Genomic DNA, 17,402 nt, shown 5'->3' with positions numbered 1-17,402 from the left:
ACTTATTATAAAGACCTTGTGTATGAGATACATTGGCAGAATAAGAATCAAGTGACAAGGACATCTCAATACGGATTGATTAAGAAAACATCAGTTGCAGGACACCTCTTTCATGTCACCAAATACCAAAATGTATGTGCTTTTATTTTCACTCTATTGGGCGCAAGGATTGCCAGTAGGATTTATGACACATACTTTGCCCGTGATTCTGCGTGCTGAAGGTGTTTCCTTAACGCATATTGGTGGATTTGGATTGCTGATGGCTCCGTGGGCACTCAAAGTTTTATGGGCTCCATTGGTTGATCGCCATCATTTGTTCAATCAAGGGCATTACCGCAGTTGGATTATACCCACTCAGTTACTCACAATTATCACATTGATTATCTTATCATTTATCCCCATTCAATCACTGAATCAACCTCAATATCTCTTTGGATTTTTCATGGCACTGTTGATAATGAACAGTATCGGAGCGACTCAAGATATAGCAACTGATGGCTTAGCTGTGAATATTCTAAAAGGCGAACAACAGCATCTAGGCAATATGTTCCAAGTGATTGGTTCAAGATTGGGCTTTATTGTGGGAGGCGGTGCGATATTGTGGGTATTAGATGCATTGACTTGGCAAACCACTTTTTTATGCTTGGCTGTTTTGGTGGCATTTAATACGCTACCCGTATTATTGTATCGTGAGCCTCAACATGCTTCACAAAGTATCAATAATCATCAAGATGATGATTCATCATCTAAAACTCAAAGTTTTGTGAAAGCTTTAAGTCATTACTTAAAATATTTTTTTCAAAATCGAGAACTCAGACTTTGGTTTTTTGTATTGTGTAGCATTAAAGTGACGGATGGTTTGTCTGGACCTATTCTTAAACCATTGTTGGTCGATTTAGGACTATCTAAGACGCAAATTGGTGTCAATGTGACCATGCTTGGAGCATTTGCTGCTTTGATCGGAGCAGGTATTGCAGGTTGGCTACTTAGGTTTTATTCGCGTCAAAGTGCTTTAATTACTTTTTCACTGCTTAAATTATTGAGTCTCATTGGATTTGCATGGTTATCGCATTATGAGGCGCGACCTTCTGAATTGAACGTCGTGTGGATCTATATCATCAATGCTTTAGAAGATATGTTCGCTGCGATGTTATTGGTGATTATTCTAACCTTGGTGATGCAATACAGTCGGAAAGAATTTGCAGGAACAGATTTTACTTTCCAAGTCGCATTGATGGCTTCCATTGCGGGAGCACTGTATACCTTGAGTGGCATATTAGGCGATTGGCTTGGTTATACCTCATATCTCATTTTGATCTGTATATTAGGATTATTTTTGTTCATACCAATTTTAGTATGGAGTCGGTATACAGTTCAAAACAAACATCAATGGAATTAGTCTGTAATCTATCTTTTATTCATTTTCATGCTTAGGATGAAATAAAAAGGAATAATCGAGATTGCGGAGAGTTGATAGCATGGGCAAATGAATACACTCCTCTGAGCACTATGAAAATTCAAGCTGTTATTTTTGATTTGGACAATACACTGACACACCGAGATTTAAGTGTTCAAACTTTTAGTCGGGCATTATTTAATACTTATAAACAGCAAATCGATCAATCTGCCTCGTCTGCGCAAGCTGAGATTCTCGAAACGATTCGATATATTGATCATGGTGGCTATCCCATCCGAGAAAGAATGACTGCACCTACCATTGGTGGTTCCGTCGCTCATGCATTACTCAATCAGTTGAAATGGAAAAAAGCACCAGAATTAGATGAATTAAGTGACTATTGGTTTAATCAATTTGGACTAAACGCAGTCATGATGCCAAATGCTATTGAGACGCTTGATCAGCTTAGAAGCGAGGGATTTAAGTTGGCAATCATTTCGAATGGAGGACATTTCACTCGACACAAAATTATCGAAGGTTTAGGAATCGCGCATTATTTTGATGTAATCATGAGTTCTGAGAAGGCAGGTGTGTCAAAGCCTCAAGCAGAAATATTTCATATGACTTGTCAACAATTAGGAATTGCACCTGACCATTGTCTTTATGTTGGTGATCATCCATTGAATGATTATTGGGGTGCTACTCAGGCTGGATTAGATGGACTATATTTGGCGGGGTTTCACCAATCCTTAGCTGAACATCAACCGCCGTTAAATAAAACAATTCAGACTTTGCCTGAAATTTTAGCGTATATAAAACAAGTCAATGCATGATGTAAATGATGAATTTTTGAGACGATCAGCTTGATGCAGTGTAATATAAAATGATCAGTTCAAAATGCATGCAATAAACTACTGTGGTTGATTGAGCGTATTAGGGCTGAGCGATCTGCACTCGATTAGGCTCATCATTTATGTACAGCATTGTTTTATCCTTAGTGCCGCTGATAGGACTCATATTAATTGGATATTTTCTTAAACAGAAATCGTATTTAACAGACGAGTTTTGGGCGGGTGCAGAGAAACTTAACTATTTTGTGTTTTTTCCTGCCATGCTTTTTGGTAATTTGGCTCAAGCTGATATTCATATGGAGATGGTGAGTAAAATTTTAGTCATTTTACTCGTGGTCTTTCCAATTGCTTGTGCGGTTTTATATATTTTAAAAAGAATTTTTCAGACCCCAACACGAAGATTTGGAGTCTATGTTCAAAGTAATGTACGTTTTAATACCTATATTGGTTTAGCAGTTGTTGCTTCGCTTTTTCCAGCAGAAGGCATGACGATTTTTGCATTACTGTTGGCGATCAGTATTCCTGTTGTGAATATCATCTCGGTATTGGCACTGACCGATCATGAAAATATGAATTTTCGCGCAGTGATTATATCGTTACTCAAAAATCCTTTAATTTTAGGTTGTCTGGTTGGGGTGCTCTACAATGTATCCGGGCTGCCATTATGGAAAGGTGCAGAGTCATTAATTTACCAACTTGCGATATGTAGCTTACCTATGGGACTAATGTGTGTCGGTGCTGCATTGCAATTTGTGGCTCTTAAAAAAGAATCATTACCTCTAATGATCAACACGCTATCGCGTTTATGTTTAATGCCGATTTTGGCTTGGCTGGTCTGTAAAATGCTGGGCTTCAATGCTTTAGAGACGCAAATCTTTATTTTATATTTTGCATTACCAACGGCTTCAGCTGCTTATATTCTGACAAAAGTATTGGGTGGTGACAGTCAATTAATGGCTGGCATAATTAGTCTGCAAATTATCGGTGCTGCAATCACACTACCCATCGTTTTGACTTTAATATTGCATTAAAACTCAGAAGTATAATTCCAAATATTTAGAATCATTTGAAAGCTTATCGATTCAATTTGAATTAGATTATGTATTTGTGTTGAATTATGAGAAAATGCAAGATTAAGTTGAATTGAAGTACTCCCATGACACACCACAATGCTGAATCTTTAAGTGATATCGAAATTTTAGATATTTTACAGTCTATGAAATCTGACGAACTTAATGTTGAGGCGAATAAACTGATTCGTAGTGGTGGTAAAGAGGGGCGTCAGGAAGCACATAAAAAAGCCTTGGTTGCATTACATCAATCTTTTGAAGAAAAGTTTGTTGAAGCAGTGACACTTGCTTTAGGTTTAAATGAAGCACAAGCAAAAAAAATTAAATATAAAAAAGACAGAATTCGTATTCTTAAAGCGCGTGGTATTGATTATCTTGAGATTGATGGTGCTGAAACAGCACAAGTTTTATCGCAGGTTGCACAGGCGATTACACGCGAAGAAGCAATCGTAACGCGTGATCTACACAATATTTTTCCGTTTTGGAAAGAAGGCTGGCCAATGGTTCAGTTAGATAATGCGTATGCTATTTTAGCTGAAGATATCGATATTCATTATCAAGCAACTTTAGATAAACTTTTAGAAATCTATGGTCGCTAATACTTTATTATTCAAGTTAAACGAAGAATTGAAAACGTAGTTTAGCGAACCAAGTGACTGAAAACCGATTTAAGCAAAGGCTTAAATCGGTTTTTTTACTTTTATCAGTAGCTTATATTTTGAAAGCAGAATAAAAAATCTTAACAGACTCAAATATGTATGCTGAGATTGTTAGACATTTCAAGAGTTCTATGCATTGTTGGTCTGTTATTATTAAGCAATATTAAAAAATAAGGATAACTATAATGATGGGTCTTTCAATTGGTCATATCGCACTATTTGCCATAATTATTTTGGTCATTTTCGGTACAGCTAAATTAAAGAATTTTGGCAAAGATGTCGGCGGCGCTGTAAAAGATTTTAAAGATGCTGTTCGCGAAGATAAAAAAGACACTCATCAATAATCTTTTTTAAACAATATTCAAAGCAATATTGTGGTGTTTTAACCTATGTTTGATGTTGGGTTTGGAGAACTACTCTTTCTTGGACTGATTGTAATTGTGGTCTTGGGTCCTGATCGTTTACCCGATGCGATTCGTTTTGCGCTTCGAAGCTTGAAAAAAATAAGTGAAATAAAATCCGATATTAAACAGAAAGTAGATCTAGAACTTGAGCTTCATCAACTTCGTGAAGAATTAAAAGACGAAATTCAGAATGTTAAACAGCTTGAAACTCAAATGCAGGAATATTTCGCGCATCTAGATGATCAAATTGATCAGAAACAAAAACAATATTTCCCAATACAAAAGTTTTATGTTCCAGCACCTTATAAAACAGATTTTCTAATGACTCATTTAGCGCATTGGTCGTGTGTTGATATACATGTAATGGGAGTGAGATATGTCTGAAACTTCCGACCTCAAAAAAACACTGAGTCATTTTTCTGATTATTTTGAAGAATTTAGGCGAAATTTAATTCATGTCGTTATCGGCTTTTTAGTTATTTTTGTTGGATTAGTGCCATTCGCGAACAAAATTTATAACGCGATCGCACTGCCTCTACAAGCTAAATTACCTGCAAATGCGCATATGATTGCGACAGATATTACCAGTACATTTGTAGCACCCATTAAGTTGGTATTTTTTGTCACGCTGATCATCCTTTTTCCTTTTATTTTTTATAAATTATATGTTTTTTTAAAACATGCGCTTTATCTGAAAGAACGTAAAATTTTCTTTTTCTTTTTTCCCTCAAGTATTGTGTTGTTTTACTCGGGCATTGCACTGGGATACTTTTTTATTCTGCCCGCTGTATTGGGATTCTTTATTGGAGTTTCGCCAGATAGTGTGACCCCTATGACAGATATTCAACAATACTTATTGTTTTGTATTAAGTTTTTCTTCGTCTTAGGGCTGATTTTTCAAGTGCCATTGGTCATTATGATCACGGTGTATTTTGGATTAGTAGACATTGAGACCATCCAAAAAAATAGACCTTACATTTTTATCTTTTGTTTTTTTATTGCCATGTTTGTAACGCCGCCAGACATATTATCAATGGCGATTGGGGGCACAATGATCTATCTATTATTTGAAATTGGGCTGTTATTTTCAAGAATATTGAGTCAATCGAATTATCAAAATTAATGTTAAATAAATCACAAAATAATTAAATAGTGTCATACAGTTTTCATTATAGATACACAATTCATTCTGTATATTAAAAAGTGCTTAACAAAAGTTAGGTGTATCTAACATAAATTCTTTATAACGAGGTTTTAATCATGAGCTTAGTAGAATTAAAGCAAGAAGAAATCAATGAAGTATCTGGTGCTGGAACATTGATTGGTGACTCAATCATCCACGGTGTGAACTTATTCAATCAAACACTTAATTCAAAACTGATTTCATCAGTTGGTGTTGTATTTAGTGCAGTAGGTTTAGGGCTAGTACACCAAGCTGCTGATACTACTGGTTTAGTGGCATCAAAAACATTAATTGGTCTTGGTCGTGCACTTGGTGGCGATGTAGCTGAAACTCCAAACCATTACGAAAAAGAAAAGGCAGAAGGTCAATATAAACTTCTTCCGACTTTAAATGGCGTTCGTGCTTGGCTTTCATAAGTTTTAAATAAAGTGTTAAAGGCAGACTGGTCATGAGTACTGGTCTGCTTTCAGTAACAGAAATAATAAAGCTAAACTTTTGGTGGCTATAACAATGCAGAATTCATCAGAACAAATAGATCACGATAAAAGAAACTTTCTAAAAACAATGGGTAGCTTAGCTGCTGTTGGTGCTGTTTCAGCATGGCTTCCAACACAAAAGGCAGAAGCTTGGTTTTTTCCTTTACAAGAAAGATTAGTAAATTTCCCAACTGAAATCTCAATTTTTAAACAGAAATATGAAAATTGGTCTGGGGAATCTCGTTATGAAAATGCATGGACAGCATCACCGAGAAATCAAGAACAAGTTTTAAAAGCCATTAACTGGGCATATCAAAATGGCTATAAAGTCAGACCCAAAGGGATGTCACATAATTGGTCACCTTTATTGTTGGATGATCAAGACAAGATTACTAAAATTTTATTGATTGATATGCCAACGCATATCAACAAAGTCAGTATTGATGCAAAAGGTATTGTGACTGCCGAAGCAGGCATTCAAATGGAAGCATTGTTAACCGCAATGGAATACCGTAATCGTGGATTTGTAGCAGTGCCCGCACCTGGAGATTTAACTTTGGGTGGTGTGTTGGCCATTGATGGTCATGGCACAGGTGTACCTGCCGTAGGGGAAAAAAAACAAGAAGGTCAAACTTATGGTTCGATCAGTAATTTAGTGGTATCGATCACTGCTGCTGTTTTCGACCAACGAGAAGGTCGATACGTTGCAAAAACCTTCCTGCGAAATGATCCTGAAATTCGTGCATTTTTAGTTCATATAGGTCGTGCATTTATTTTATCTGCACAATTACAAACGTCAAAAAATCAATATATTCGTTGTGAAAGCTATACCGACATTCATATCAATGAGCTATTTGCTCAAGATAAGCATGCTGGACGTACCTTCTCTCATTTTCTGGATAAATCTGGTCGTGCAGAAGCAATTTGGTTTCCGTTCACCGATTATCCTTGGTTAAAAGTTTGGACTGTTACTCCGTATCGTCCTTTGACTGCTCGACAGACAGTCAAACCATTCAATTATTGGTTCTCAGATAATTTAATCAAACCTATTACTGATTTGATTCATAAAATCATCGTCAATAAAAGTACTTATCTCACGCCAACCTTCGGTTTTACTCAGTATGAAATCTCTAAACTAGGTTTAAATGGTACGCCATTATCTGGAATAACGACGATTTTGACTGGTGGTTTGGCTTCTACTCAAACTTATGATTTATGGGGGACGTCAAAAAACGTTTTACTGTATGTCAAACCAACAACTTTGCGTGTTACGGCAAATGGCTATGCTGTCATTACCAGTCGTGCAAACGTTCAACGGGTTATTGCTGATTTTTGTGATTATTACGGCACTAAGATGAAGCAATATCAAAAATTGGGTCGTTTCCCAATGAATGGACCTGTTGAAATTCGAGTTACGGGCTTGGATCATCCAGAAGATTCAATTGTTCACGGCGCTCAAACAGCAGCATTATCAGCCATTAAACCTTGTCCTGATCATCCTGAATGGGACTGTGCCGTTTGGTTTGATATTTTAACCTTGCCAGGTACGCCATTCTCAGCGCAATTTTACACAGAAGTTGAGGAGTGGATGTCACAACGTTATCAAGGTGATTCTTTGATGCGACCAGAATGGTCTAAAGGGTGGGGCTATACCAATCAAAAAGCTTGGGATAGTTCAACTTATATCGATTACGAAATTCCACGCGTCCATGCTCAGGGTCAATCTAATCATTTAACCATTCAGTCGAGTAGTCATATTTTAAAGCAATATGATCCTCATGCTTTGTTCACAGCACCTTTAGTCAATCGAGTTTTGAAATAAAACGAGATAAACGCTTCGTTTTTAATCTATTGAAATCAGTATGCAACTGAGTTTATTCAAAGCAGATTTAGGTGAGTGAGGTATGGGATAGAACGGGAGACAACACAGATCATGACTATTTTATTGAAAACTTTTGGTTTGTGTTTGTCTCTTTTAAGCACGCTGTTGAAATGCAGTCAACTTGATGAATATTCAATATAAAAACTCGTACTTGAAAAATTAATTACAAATATATATGACAAATAAGCTGTTTAGAGACAAAGCGATTGATGCACAAAAGTCAAAGTGGATTGGTGAAGTCATTTTGATTCGACCATTTTCATTTACGGTACTCACAATTGTTGTCGCCATTTTTACTGTTTTATTAGTGAGTTTTATTTTTTTTGGAAGCTACACGAAGAGGACGAGTGTTAAAGGATTATTGATTCCTAATACGGGTTTAATCCGAGTTTATAGTGCTGAAGGCGGCACAGTCAGTGAAAAATTCGTCAAAGAAGGTCAGTTAGTGGAGAAAGGGACACCATTAATTGCATTAAAAATGACGCGTTATAATAGTACAGGTAACTATCATGAGTCTGTACAACAACAAATTGAGTTAAAAAAACAAAGTTTAGATACTGAAAAAAATAAACTAAAAGACTTACATTTAAATAGTGTTCAACAATTAAATGCAGAAATTCAATCTATACGTTTAGATTTAATAAAATTAGATGGCTTAATTGCCGAGCAAAGCCAACGTCTAGCACTTGCACAAGAAAATGCACATCGTTATCGAGATTTAAAAGATAAAGAATATATTTCGATTGAAGAATATCAACTGAAGAAAGATAACTATATCAGCCTAAAAGTTGCTTTACAGAGCTATGAGCGAGAAAAAAATACTAAACAAGCTGAATTAGAAAATAAATTATTGGCTCAGCAAGGACTAGCATCGAAGTTGGAAAGTGAGCTGACTTTGGTCGATCGTCAATTAGCTTCGAATCAGCAAGAATTTTTAGAAAATAAAGCGCGGGATAGTTTGCTATTACAAGCCAATGCGACAGGACAAATAGCATCGATTAATGCAGAGGTTGGTCAGTTTATTTCTCCTAATATTCCTGTCATGAATATTGTTCCGACGCCTTCTTATTTAGAAGCACATCTTTTTGTACCCAGTTCAGCAATTGGATTTATAAGGACTGGTCAAACCGTAAAACTTCGTTTTCAAGCCTATCCTTACCAAAAATTTGGTCAAGGTGAAGGTGTGATTCATTCAATCTCAGCGACGACGATGAACCCACAAGAACTGACCAATTTAGGCGAGTTAAGTCAGGGTGTAACACTTAACCAAAGTGAACCTGTGTATTTAGTCAAAGTCAAATTAGAACAACAGTTTGTAAAAGCCTATGGTGAAAGTAAGCCTCTTAAAGTGGGCATGGCCTTTGATGCAGATATCATGCAAGAAAAAAGAAAACTATATGAATGGGTACTCGAACCGTTATATAGCATCACTGGCAAGATATAAGAAGAAATAACATGCAGATATTAGACAAAATTTCTCTTGGATTTGGACGGAAAATTCCAACCATTTTACAGACGGAAGCGACAGAATGTGGATTAGCCTGTATTGCGATGATTGCGCATTATTATGGCTATGAGTCTGATTTATTAACGTTAAGACGTCGTTTTTCAGTTTCTCAAAAGGGTTCAAATCTCAATCAGCTGATCAAAATTAGTAATCAGTTGAAAATGGTAACACGCCCATTAAAGCTGGATTTAGAAGATTTAGATCAGCTTAAAACCCCATGTATTTTACATTGGGATTTCAACCACTTTGTGGTATTGCAAGAAGTCAGTGCCAATAAAGTCACGATTTTAGATCCAGCATTTGGTAAACGTGTACTGACACTCAATGAGGTGTCTGAACATTTTACGGGTGTTGCATTAGAGCTTTGGCCAGATACTGAATTTGAAAAAAAAGAAGATAAAAATCAGATTCAGCTTAAAGGTCTAATCGGTCATGTTCGTGGTTTATGGAAATCTCTCGGGCAAATTTTGATCTTGGCTTTAGCCTTAGAAGTTTTTTCATTAATTAGCCCATTCTTTATGCAATGGGTGATCGACCATGTGATCGTATCTGCAGATCGGGATCTCTTAACGATACTGGCTATTGGCTTTGGCATGTTAATGTTACTTCAGCAGTTTATCGGGCTACTTCGTTCTTGGATCATGATGTATATGAGCACACATTTAAGTGTGCAGTGGCAAGCCAACGTCTTTAATCACATGATTAATGTTCCTGTCTCTTATTTTGAAAGACGATCACTCGGTGACATTGTTTCACGATTTGGATCAATTGGAAACATTCAAACCACGCTCACCACAACGTTCTTAGCTGCGATTCTTGATGGATTAATGACTGTATTTACGTTGATTTTAATGTTTGTATACAGTCCGAAGTTAGCTTGGATTGCAATTTTTACTATGGGCTTATACGCCTTAATCCGATGGATTTGGTATGCACCTTTGAAACGAGCGACTGAAGCGCAGATTATTCATGCAGCGAAGCAAAGCAGCCATTTTATGGAAACTGTGCGTGGAGCTAAAACCATAAAACTGTTCCAACGACAAGATGTTCGCCGTTCGACTTGGTTAAATCTTATGGTCAATCAAGTCAATGCTGGATTAACGACCCAAAAGTTAGGTTTAGGATTCTCATTGGCGAATGGAGTCTTATTTGGGATTCAGAACATTCTAATTATTTGGTTAGGTGCCACATTGGTATTGGAGGGTAATTTTACAGTTGGTGTGCTGATGGCATTTATGGCGTATAAAGGCCAATTTGATAGTCGGGTTGCAGGACTAATCGATAAGTTTATCGAAGTTAAAATGCTTCAAATTGATGTAGAGCGTTTATCCGATATTGTGTTAACAGAACAAGAAAAATTATACGGTGATGCTGAAATCACAAATGTAGATCAGGTTGAGAATGCAATTGAAGTCGAAAATCTGCACTTTAAATATTCACAAAATGATCCTTATGTACTCAAGGGGATTAGTTTTAAGATTCCCCAAAATCAATCTGTCGCCATTGTCGGGGCAACAGGTTGCGGTAAGACCACACTGCTACATGTTCTGTTAGGCGTATTTAAACAGAATGAAGGTGAAGTCAAAATCATGGGGCGTGACTTTGAACAATTAGGATTAAACGCTGTGCGAGATCAAGTCGCGACAGTGTTACAAGATGACATTCTATTTGCTGGTTCAATCGCAGAAAACATTTGCTTTTTTGATTCAAATCCAGACATGCAATGGGTACAAGAATGTGCAGCCTATGCCGCAATTCATGATGACATTAGCCGTATGCCAATGGGATATCAAACCTTAGTGGGGGATATTGGTAATATGTTGTCAGGAGGACAAAAACAAAGAATTTTATTGGCTCGTGCTATCTATAAAAAACCAAAGATTTTATTTATGGATGAGGCGACCAGTAGTTTAGACGTATTAAAAGAACAAGAGGTTAACGCAAATCTCAAGCATTTGAATATTACCAAATTGATTATTGCACATCGTCCAGAAACGATTTCATCTGCTGAGCGGATTATCGCTTTACAAGATGGCGTGATTGTCCGTGATATGTTGACCAAGGATTTGCAACCTAAATGAAAATTACATACATCGCTTTCATTGTTGTTGCTGGGTCTCTATTCGGACATAGTTCGTTGGCTTATGCAGAGAGTTGGTTGTCAAAACTGACTCCAAATCTAAAAAAACAGCGCGAGACTTTATGGTTTGATGAGCTCACGGCTCAGCGTAAAGCCCGTGAGAATGAGACAAAACGTAAGCAAATAGAACAACAACTCAATCAAAGTGTGTCACTTGATCTTCAAAATCAGAAAATGTTAAGTCAACCTCGACATTGTTTATCTCAAAATAATCTCAAGAATGAACAGCAAATAGAGCTCCTTGATGCCATTGAACGAGCAGTTTGTCGTAATCCTGAGACAAAAAGTGCTTGGGTACAAACGCGTATTCAAGCTGCTCAGCTCGAAATCTCCAAAGCTAATTATTATCCTCAAGTGAATAGCACCTTGAATTACGATTGGTCACGTGATGATAATCAAGTAAAAGATCGTCCTGTTTTGAGTTATGACACTGATTTACGCCGTTACGGACTTGGAATAAGAGCCAATTGGCTACTTTATGATTTTGGTAGTCGATTTTATCAAGCAGAAGAAGCCGAAAAATTATTAGCGATGTCTTTGGCACAGCATGATGTTGCTTTGCAAAATATGATCATCAAAACGATTTCGACTTATTATCAAATTATTCAGGCTGAGTTAAAGTTAAACAATATTAATGAGTTGGTTGTACTTGCAGAAAAAAACTATGAAATTGCAAACGCTCGATATCGTGCGGGTGTTGGTATCAAATCAGATGCATTACAAATGTCCGCTAATTTGGAGAAAGCGAAGTCAGATCAAACTAAGCTTTTAGGTGATTTAAAAATAGCAAAAGGACTTTTAGCATCATTAATGGGTGAGCCTGCATACCAAAATTTCAAAATTAATAATCAGTTAAAAATTCCAAAAGAGCTAGATCTTAAACCGATTGAAATGCTCATTCATGATGCTGAAAAAATGCATCCAAAGTTTAAAGCTGCACAATATGATTCACTCGCAGCTGAAAATAAAATTAAGGCAATACAGCGGTCTAGATATCCATCTGTTAGTTTTAACGGCATTTATGATCAGCAAAAACAAACGAGTGACAGTTATGGCAGTGATCGCCAATCTCTACAAGCAGGTGTGCAAGTCAATTTCCCATTGTTTGATGGTTATAATCGAAAAAATCAAATTGTCGTTGCTCAAGAAAACTTAAAATTAAAGCAATTAGAGCAAGAAAGATTGAAACTTGAAATTAATGCTGAAATCTGGAAAAGCTATAATGAGCTAAATGCAATCCATGACAATATTAAGGCGCTAACGATATTGAATCAAAGTGCTTCAGAAGCCTATGAAGTCGCCCAAGGACGTTATAAAGCGGGTGTAGGAAATTTACTCGAAGTGCTTAATGCTCAGAATGTGTTGAATGAAGCAAAAATGAATTATTCCACCTTGTTGACAGAGTTTTTAGTGGTGAGGTATCAACTTTTATCTAACATGGGGAACTTGAATATTTGGAATGAGACTCAAGCTCAATAAGCCTTTATAAATAAGAGATTGGAGTGATCAAAAAATCACTCCGAAACTAGAGATACGATTAAATAGCAGAATAGAATGGGAACATCCCAAATATTAATCCACTTGCAAGCATCACTAAGCACGTAATAATCGCCCATTTAATGGTAAATTTTTGGTGTTGACCAAACTCAATCCCAGCAAGCCCGCAGAGTAAAAAGGTAGATGGAACTAAGGGTGAGAGCAGATGAACGGGTTGACCAACAATCGATGCACGAGCCATTTCCACAGGAGAGATGCCATAATGTGCTGCAGCTTCAGATAAGATGGGCAGAACACCATAGTAAAAAGCATCATTTGACATAAAGAACGTTAAAGGCATGCTTAAAACGGCTGTGATTGGTGCCAAATATGGACCCATACTATCTGGAATAATCGCTACTAACTCTTTTGACATGGCATCGACCATACCCGTGCCAGTGAGTAAACCTGTAAAAATACCAGCGGCAAAAATAATACCAACGACATTTAAAGCACTACCAGCATGATGAGCGACTAAGCTTTTTTGCATATCAATATCACGATAGTTCACGACTAAAGCAATACACAATGCAATCATAAATAAAATAGGCATAGGCAAAATACCCATGACTAGGCTGGCCATCAGTGCAAGAGTTAATAATCCATTAAACCATCTCAAATGCGCTCGATTTGCCTCTGGGTTTGATGAAATTTGAATATTGTCGCCATGGCTAATATCCAATTCCATGATGCCTAATCTTTTTCGCTCCATTCGGCCATACATGGTTCCTAAAAAGTACAACCAACCAATGGCGAACAGCATCGGTAAAATCATAGGAACAAACACATCGCTAGGATCTACATGGAGTGCACTTGCCGCACGTGCAGTAGGTCCACCCCATGGCGTTAAATTCATGATTCCACTGGCTAACATCATGAGACAGGCCATAATTAAAGGGCTCATGCCTAATCGCTTGTAAAGCGGTAACATGGCAGCAACACAGATCATATAAGTGGTAGAGCCATCACCATCTAAAGACACGATCAATGTTAAGGTAATCGTACCTAATACTACTTTGAGGGGATCACCTTTTACCAATCTGAGAATAAATTTCACTGATGGATCGAATAAACCTGTATCAATCATGATGGCAAAATACAAGATAGCAAATAGCAACATGACGCCGGTAGGTGCTAACTTTTTAACACCATCTAACATCATTTCACCAAGTTCATTAAGTTGAATATGGTTCAAACTATCTACAAAAAAACCTAATCCATATGCAATTAGCGCAAAAAGAACGGGAATAAGCGTGAGTGCGACGAGGGGAGTCATACGTCTAGACATAATGAGGTACATAAAGCACAAAATCATGCCCAAACCAAGCAAGGTCAACATGGATCTATCCTTAGATTAGCGTTTTAATCAATATTGTTTCTATTACAGTATTTGTTATCTTCGAAAACGCCGACCATCTTAGAGAAATTTATGATTAAACTAAATATTGTTTAGAAAATATTAAAATAACCATAATTTTTATAAAAAATAGTAGTTAAAATTCATAAGTTTAAAATTTATATTTTGTGATTGGAGACATTAAACATGATTTTTAAGTGCGATAGTTGTAATAAAAATTGAGTATAAATTCTAATTTTAATAATTTTTGAAGGCGAAAAATCTCAAGTTTAATTAGATAAACTGAATAAAAAAATCCACCTGAGTGGTGGATAGTGTCTTATTCAACAGTTGATTCTAATTCTGCTTTTTCATCAAGTAATCTGGTCACGAGTAGTTGGTCAATTTTAAAATGGTCAACATCGACCACCTCGAATTTATAACCATTAAATACTACACTATCAGCAGGACGTGGAATCTTACGAAGTTTAAACATCATAAACCCAGCTAAAGTTTCATAGTTTTCATCATCAGGCATTTCATCAATTTCTAATGCATGCTTGACATCTTCAATAGGTGTACTGCCTTCAATCAGCCAAGAATGATCATCCCGCTTGATAATTTGAAGATCTTCATCCGTTGGCGTAACCCAGTCACCCATCACGGTAATCATAATATCAGATAGGGTAATAACACCAACCACCAAGGCATATTCATTGATGACTACGGCAAACTTTTCTTTACTAGATCTGAAGCGATCAAGTAATTCTGATAGTGTAAGTGTATCTGGAATCGTTAATACATTACGGATAGTGGATTCATTCAACTGATTAAATTTTTGATTATTTAAAATACGAATCAAGATATCTTTAGCATCAACATAGCCAATCACTTGATCAATATTTTCATTGCAGACTAAATATTTTGAATAGGGAAATTCAGCCAGTTTTTGACGAATACTTTCTTCTGATTCATTGATGGTAAAGAAAACTACGTTTTCACGTGTAGTCATGCTCGAAGGAACATTTCGTTCTTCAAGTTCAAATACATTTTCAATAAAGTGATGTTCTTGTTTTTGTAAGACACCTGCTTGTGCCCCTGCATCCATTACCGCGGAAATATCATCAAAAGTAATATTATCATCACGAGTAGTATTTACTTTGAATAAACGGAATAAGAGGTTGGCAATTGCATTGATAAACCAAGCTAATGGACGACAAACAGTAATGAATACCTGAATAGGATTAATTAAAGAGACAGCGATTTTTTCAGGTGCAATCATTGCCAATCGTTTAGGCATAAGATCAGCAAATAAAATAAACAGTGATGTCACTAAAGTAAATGACAATGCAAAACCAATTGATTGTGACCAAGGACCATCATAGAAACGATCGACCAAAATCACAAAATAAGGTCTAAATGCAGCTTCACCTAAAATCCCCCCCAAAATTGCAATAGCATTCAAGCCGATTTGCGAGGCAGCAAAGAAATCAGCTGAATTTTCTTGAAGCGTAAGCACTTTTTGTGCACGATCATCACCAGACTCAGCCAAAATTTTCAGTTTCACTTTACGTGATCCTGCAAGTGCGATTTCACTTAATGATAAGAATCCAGCTCCAGCAATCAAAATCATAATGATCACGAAATTCTGAAAGAGGCTCACACGAACACCTTTGTTTTTAAATTATTTATGAGGAAAGTTTTATCACAAAAAACATAGAGGTAGTGAATTTTTACACTACCTCAATATCATAGTTATTGAGTAAAAAATTTTAAAGTATTGATTTAAATCAGCTCTACTCAATCAAAATTGTGAGAAGTGGGTATTGTTATTTGAAAGAAATTCACGATTTTCTTCCTCAGTCATTTGACGAGCAACATATAAAATCAACTGACGTAACCAACGATGAGCAGGATGATGATGTAATAGAGGGCACCACGCCATTTTGAGTTCAAATTCAGGAATGTAAAATGGAGGGTCTTTGAGCATCAAGTTTTGACTTTTAGCTTGTAGGCGAGCGATTTTCGTCGGTAATGTCGCAATGAGATCGACATTAGACGCTAATAAACCTGGCATTTGATAATGACGTGTAAATACCGAAATTTTGCGTTTTTGACCAATACGTTCTAAAGCTTGATCAATCCAACCTAAACCAGCTTGTTTTTCTGGGTTAACACCAAATCCTACCCCCATCCCAGTTTTAGAAACCCAGATATGTTGCGCATCTAGATAACTTTTTAGATTCAAATTATTTACGGCAGGATGCTTATTATTGAGTAAGCATGAAAAGCTGTCACGCCACACCAGAACCTGATGAAAACTTTGTGGTATTTCGTTGAAACGGTTGATAGCAAGATCAACTTTGCCTTGTTCCATATCACGATAGGATACATCACTCGGTGTTAGAAAATCTAAAACAACATTTGGTGCTTCAGAACGCAGAGCCTTAACTAAGCGAGGCACAAGTGTAGCTTCAGCATAATCTGAAGTCATGATGCGGAAAACACGATTTGACGTATAAGGTCTAAATTCTGTTCGTGGTTCTAAGATCATAGATAGATCAGAAAGGGCATCACGAATACGAGGTTGTAGTTCTAAAGCCCTTTCTGTAGGAGTCATTCCTTCAGAAGAGCGAATTAAAAGCGGATCATTAAATAAGTTACGAAGACGACGTAAAATATTACTCATTGCAGGCTGAGTAACACCCAATTGTTCTGCTGCACGTGTAACATTCTTCTCTCGCAAAAGAACATCTAAGTAAATTAAGAGATTGAGATCAACCCGCTCAAGATTCATAAAAAAAATACCGAAAATAAATTTTTGAAATCGTGGGGAATTATGCCATAAGCGCTTAGGTTTGTGTGTTTTTATGCTGATTTTTTCAGCATAATTTAACATATATTCATCAAATTTACGTTTTTTTTGTCATAAGACAGACCCTATACATTTATTTAAAAAATA

14 protein-coding genes and 1 pseudogene are annotated in these 17,402 nt (G+C 36.6%); 12 read left to right on the top strand and 3 right to left on the bottom strand.

Going from position 1 to position 17,402, the window contains the following annotated elements; translation table 11 throughout:
* Positions 1 to 112: 112 nt before the first annotated feature.
* The 12 genes and pseudogenes from AC1M85_RS10945 (at position 113) to AC1M85_RS10890 (ending at position 13,047) form a co-directional block, all read left to right on the top strand.
* A complete protein-coding gene (locus tag AC1M85_RS10945) occupies positions 113 to 1,399 on the top strand; it encodes an MFS transporter (protein WP_488213071.1) in 1,287 nt (428 codons plus the stop codon).
* Positions 1,400 to 1,509: 110 nt separating this feature from the next.
* A complete protein-coding gene (locus AC1M85_RS10940; protein ID WP_488213070.1) occupies positions 1,510 to 2,229 on the top strand; it encodes an HAD family hydrolase in 720 nt (239 codons plus the stop codon).
* A gap of 140 nt (positions 2,230 to 2,369) precedes the next feature.
* The gene (locus tag AC1M85_RS10935) at positions 2,370 to 3,278 is read left to right on the top strand and encodes an AEC family transporter (protein WP_035268008.1); all 909 of its coding nucleotides are present in this window, start codon (positions 2,370 to 2,372) and stop codon (positions 3,276 to 3,278) included.
* 125 nt (positions 3,279 to 3,403) lie between these two features.
* Positions 3,404 to 3,916: a hypothetical protein gene (locus tag AC1M85_RS10930; RefSeq protein ID WP_180028102.1), complete on the top strand. Its 513-nt coding sequence runs from the start codon at positions 3,404 to 3,406 to the stop codon at positions 3,914 to 3,916.
* 245 nt (positions 3,917 to 4,161) lie between these two features.
* Positions 4,162 to 4,311: pseudogene (tatA, locus tag AC1M85_RS10925) on the top strand (twin-arginine translocase TatA/TatE family subunit); the annotation flags it as partial.
* A gap of 54 nt (positions 4,312 to 4,365) precedes the next feature.
* On the top strand, positions 4,366 to 4,764 hold the full coding sequence (gene tatB, locus AC1M85_RS10920; RefSeq protein ID WP_051586589.1) for a Sec-independent protein translocase protein TatB: 399 nt from the start codon (positions 4,366 to 4,368) through the stop codon (positions 4,762 to 4,764).
* Positions 4,757 to 5,503, top strand: coding sequence for a twin-arginine translocase subunit TatC (tatC, locus tag AC1M85_RS10915; RefSeq protein WP_051586588.1), 747 nt, complete (start codon positions 4,757 to 4,759; stop codon positions 5,501 to 5,503). Before tatB ends, tatC begins: the two co-directional genes overlap by 8 nt.
* 137 nt (positions 5,504 to 5,640) lie before the next feature.
* The gene (locus tag AC1M85_RS10910; protein ID WP_035268003.1) at positions 5,641 to 5,979 is read left to right on the top strand and encodes a hypothetical protein; all 339 of its coding nucleotides are present in this window, start codon (positions 5,641 to 5,643) and stop codon (positions 5,977 to 5,979) included.
* Positions 5,980 to 6,073: 94 nt separating this feature from the next.
* On the top strand, positions 6,074 to 7,861 hold the full coding sequence (locus AC1M85_RS10905; protein WP_488213069.1) for a cholesterol oxidase substrate-binding domain-containing protein: 1,788 nt from the start codon (positions 6,074 to 6,076) through the stop codon (positions 7,859 to 7,861).
* A 235-nt stretch (positions 7,862 to 8,096) separates the two neighbouring features.
* Positions 8,097 to 9,365: an HlyD family secretion protein gene (locus AC1M85_RS10900; protein WP_488213068.1), complete on the top strand. Its 1,269-nt coding sequence runs from the start codon at positions 8,097 to 8,099 to the stop codon at positions 9,363 to 9,365.
* Between the two features lie 11 nt (positions 9,366 to 9,376).
* The gene (locus AC1M85_RS10895) at positions 9,377 to 11,509 is read left to right on the top strand and encodes a peptidase domain-containing ABC transporter (RefSeq protein WP_488213067.1); all 2,133 of its coding nucleotides are present in this window, start codon (positions 9,377 to 9,379) and stop codon (positions 11,507 to 11,509) included.
* Complete coding sequence (locus AC1M85_RS10890) at positions 11,506 to 13,047, top strand: TolC family protein (protein ID WP_488213066.1); 1,542 nt, start codon at positions 11,506 to 11,508, stop codon at positions 13,045 to 13,047. Before AC1M85_RS10895 ends, AC1M85_RS10890 begins: the two co-directional genes overlap by 4 nt.
* Positions 13,048 to 13,105: 58 nt before the next feature.
* On the opposite strand, the gene AC1M85_RS10885 is transcribed toward AC1M85_RS10890, so the two are convergent.
* The 3 genes from AC1M85_RS10885 to AC1M85_RS10875 all read right to left on the bottom strand — a co-directional run bounded on the left by AC1M85_RS10885 (position 13,106) and on the right by AC1M85_RS10875 (position 17,237).
* Positions 13,106 to 14,443 carry a CitMHS family transporter gene (locus tag AC1M85_RS10885; RefSeq protein ID WP_092767019.1) on the bottom strand — a complete coding sequence of 446 codons (1,338 nt, stop codon included), beginning with the start codon at positions 14,441 to 14,443 and terminating at the stop codon, positions 13,106 to 13,108.
* A 337-nt stretch (positions 14,444 to 14,780) separates the two neighbouring features.
* On the bottom strand, positions 14,781 to 16,103 hold the full coding sequence (gene paeA / locus AC1M85_RS10880) for a polyamine export protein PaeA (RefSeq protein WP_035267989.1): 1,323 nt from the start codon (positions 16,101 to 16,103) through the stop codon (positions 14,781 to 14,783).
* A gap of 141 nt (positions 16,104 to 16,244) precedes the next feature.
* Complete coding sequence (locus AC1M85_RS10875) at positions 16,245 to 17,237, bottom strand: LysR family transcriptional regulator (protein ID WP_035268043.1); 993 nt, start codon at positions 17,235 to 17,237, stop codon at positions 16,245 to 16,247.
* Positions 17,238 to 17,402 lie beyond the last annotated feature (165 nt).

The organism is Acinetobacter sp. 24-47-64 (genome assembly GCF_057737055.1).
The sequence above is the reverse complement of the archived record's forward strand: the minus strand, read 5'-3'. Positions and strand labels throughout refer to the sequence as shown.

What these genes read in the sequence shown, in the direction of transcription:
- AC1M85_RS10875 (WP_035268043.1), bottom strand. Translation starts at nt 17,237, where the DNA reads ATGAATCTTGAGCGGGTTGATCTCAATCTCTTAATTTACTTAGATGTT.
- tatB (WP_051586589.1), top strand. Translation starts at nt 4,366, where the DNA reads ATGTTTGATGTTGGGTTTGGAGAACTACTCTTTCTTGGACTGATTGTA.
- AC1M85_RS10940 (WP_488213070.1), top strand. Translation starts at nt 1,510, where the DNA reads ATGAAAATTCAAGCTGTTATTTTTGATTTGGACAATACACTGACACAC.
- AC1M85_RS10930 (WP_180028102.1), top strand. Translation starts at nt 3,404, where the DNA reads ATGACACACCACAATGCTGAATCTTTAAGTGATATCGAAATTTTAGAT.
- AC1M85_RS10945 (WP_488213071.1), top strand. Translation starts at nt 113, where the DNA reads ATGTCACCAAATACCAAAATGTATGTGCTTTTATTTTCACTCTATTGG.
- AC1M85_RS10885 (WP_092767019.1), bottom strand. Translation starts at nt 14,443, where the DNA reads ATGTTGACCTTGCTTGGTTTGGGCATGATTTTGTGCTTTATGTACCTC.
- AC1M85_RS10935 (WP_035268008.1), top strand. Translation starts at nt 2,370, where the DNA reads ATGTACAGCATTGTTTTATCCTTAGTGCCGCTGATAGGACTCATATTA.
- AC1M85_RS10895 (WP_488213067.1), top strand. Translation starts at nt 9,377, where the DNA reads ATGCAGATATTAGACAAAATTTCTCTTGGATTTGGACGGAAAATTCCA.
- tatC (WP_051586588.1), top strand. Translation starts at nt 4,757, where the DNA reads ATGTCTGAAACTTCCGACCTCAAAAAAACACTGAGTCATTTTTCTGAT.
- AC1M85_RS10900 (WP_488213068.1), top strand. Translation starts at nt 8,097, where the DNA reads ATGACAAATAAGCTGTTTAGAGACAAAGCGATTGATGCACAAAAGTCA.
- AC1M85_RS10890 (WP_488213066.1), top strand. Translation starts at nt 11,506, where the DNA reads ATGAAAATTACATACATCGCTTTCATTGTTGTTGCTGGGTCTCTATTC.
- AC1M85_RS10905 (WP_488213069.1), top strand. Translation starts at nt 6,074, where the DNA reads ATGCAGAATTCATCAGAACAAATAGATCACGATAAAAGAAACTTTCTA.
- AC1M85_RS10910 (WP_035268003.1), top strand. Translation starts at nt 5,641, where the DNA reads ATGAGCTTAGTAGAATTAAAGCAAGAAGAAATCAATGAAGTATCTGGT.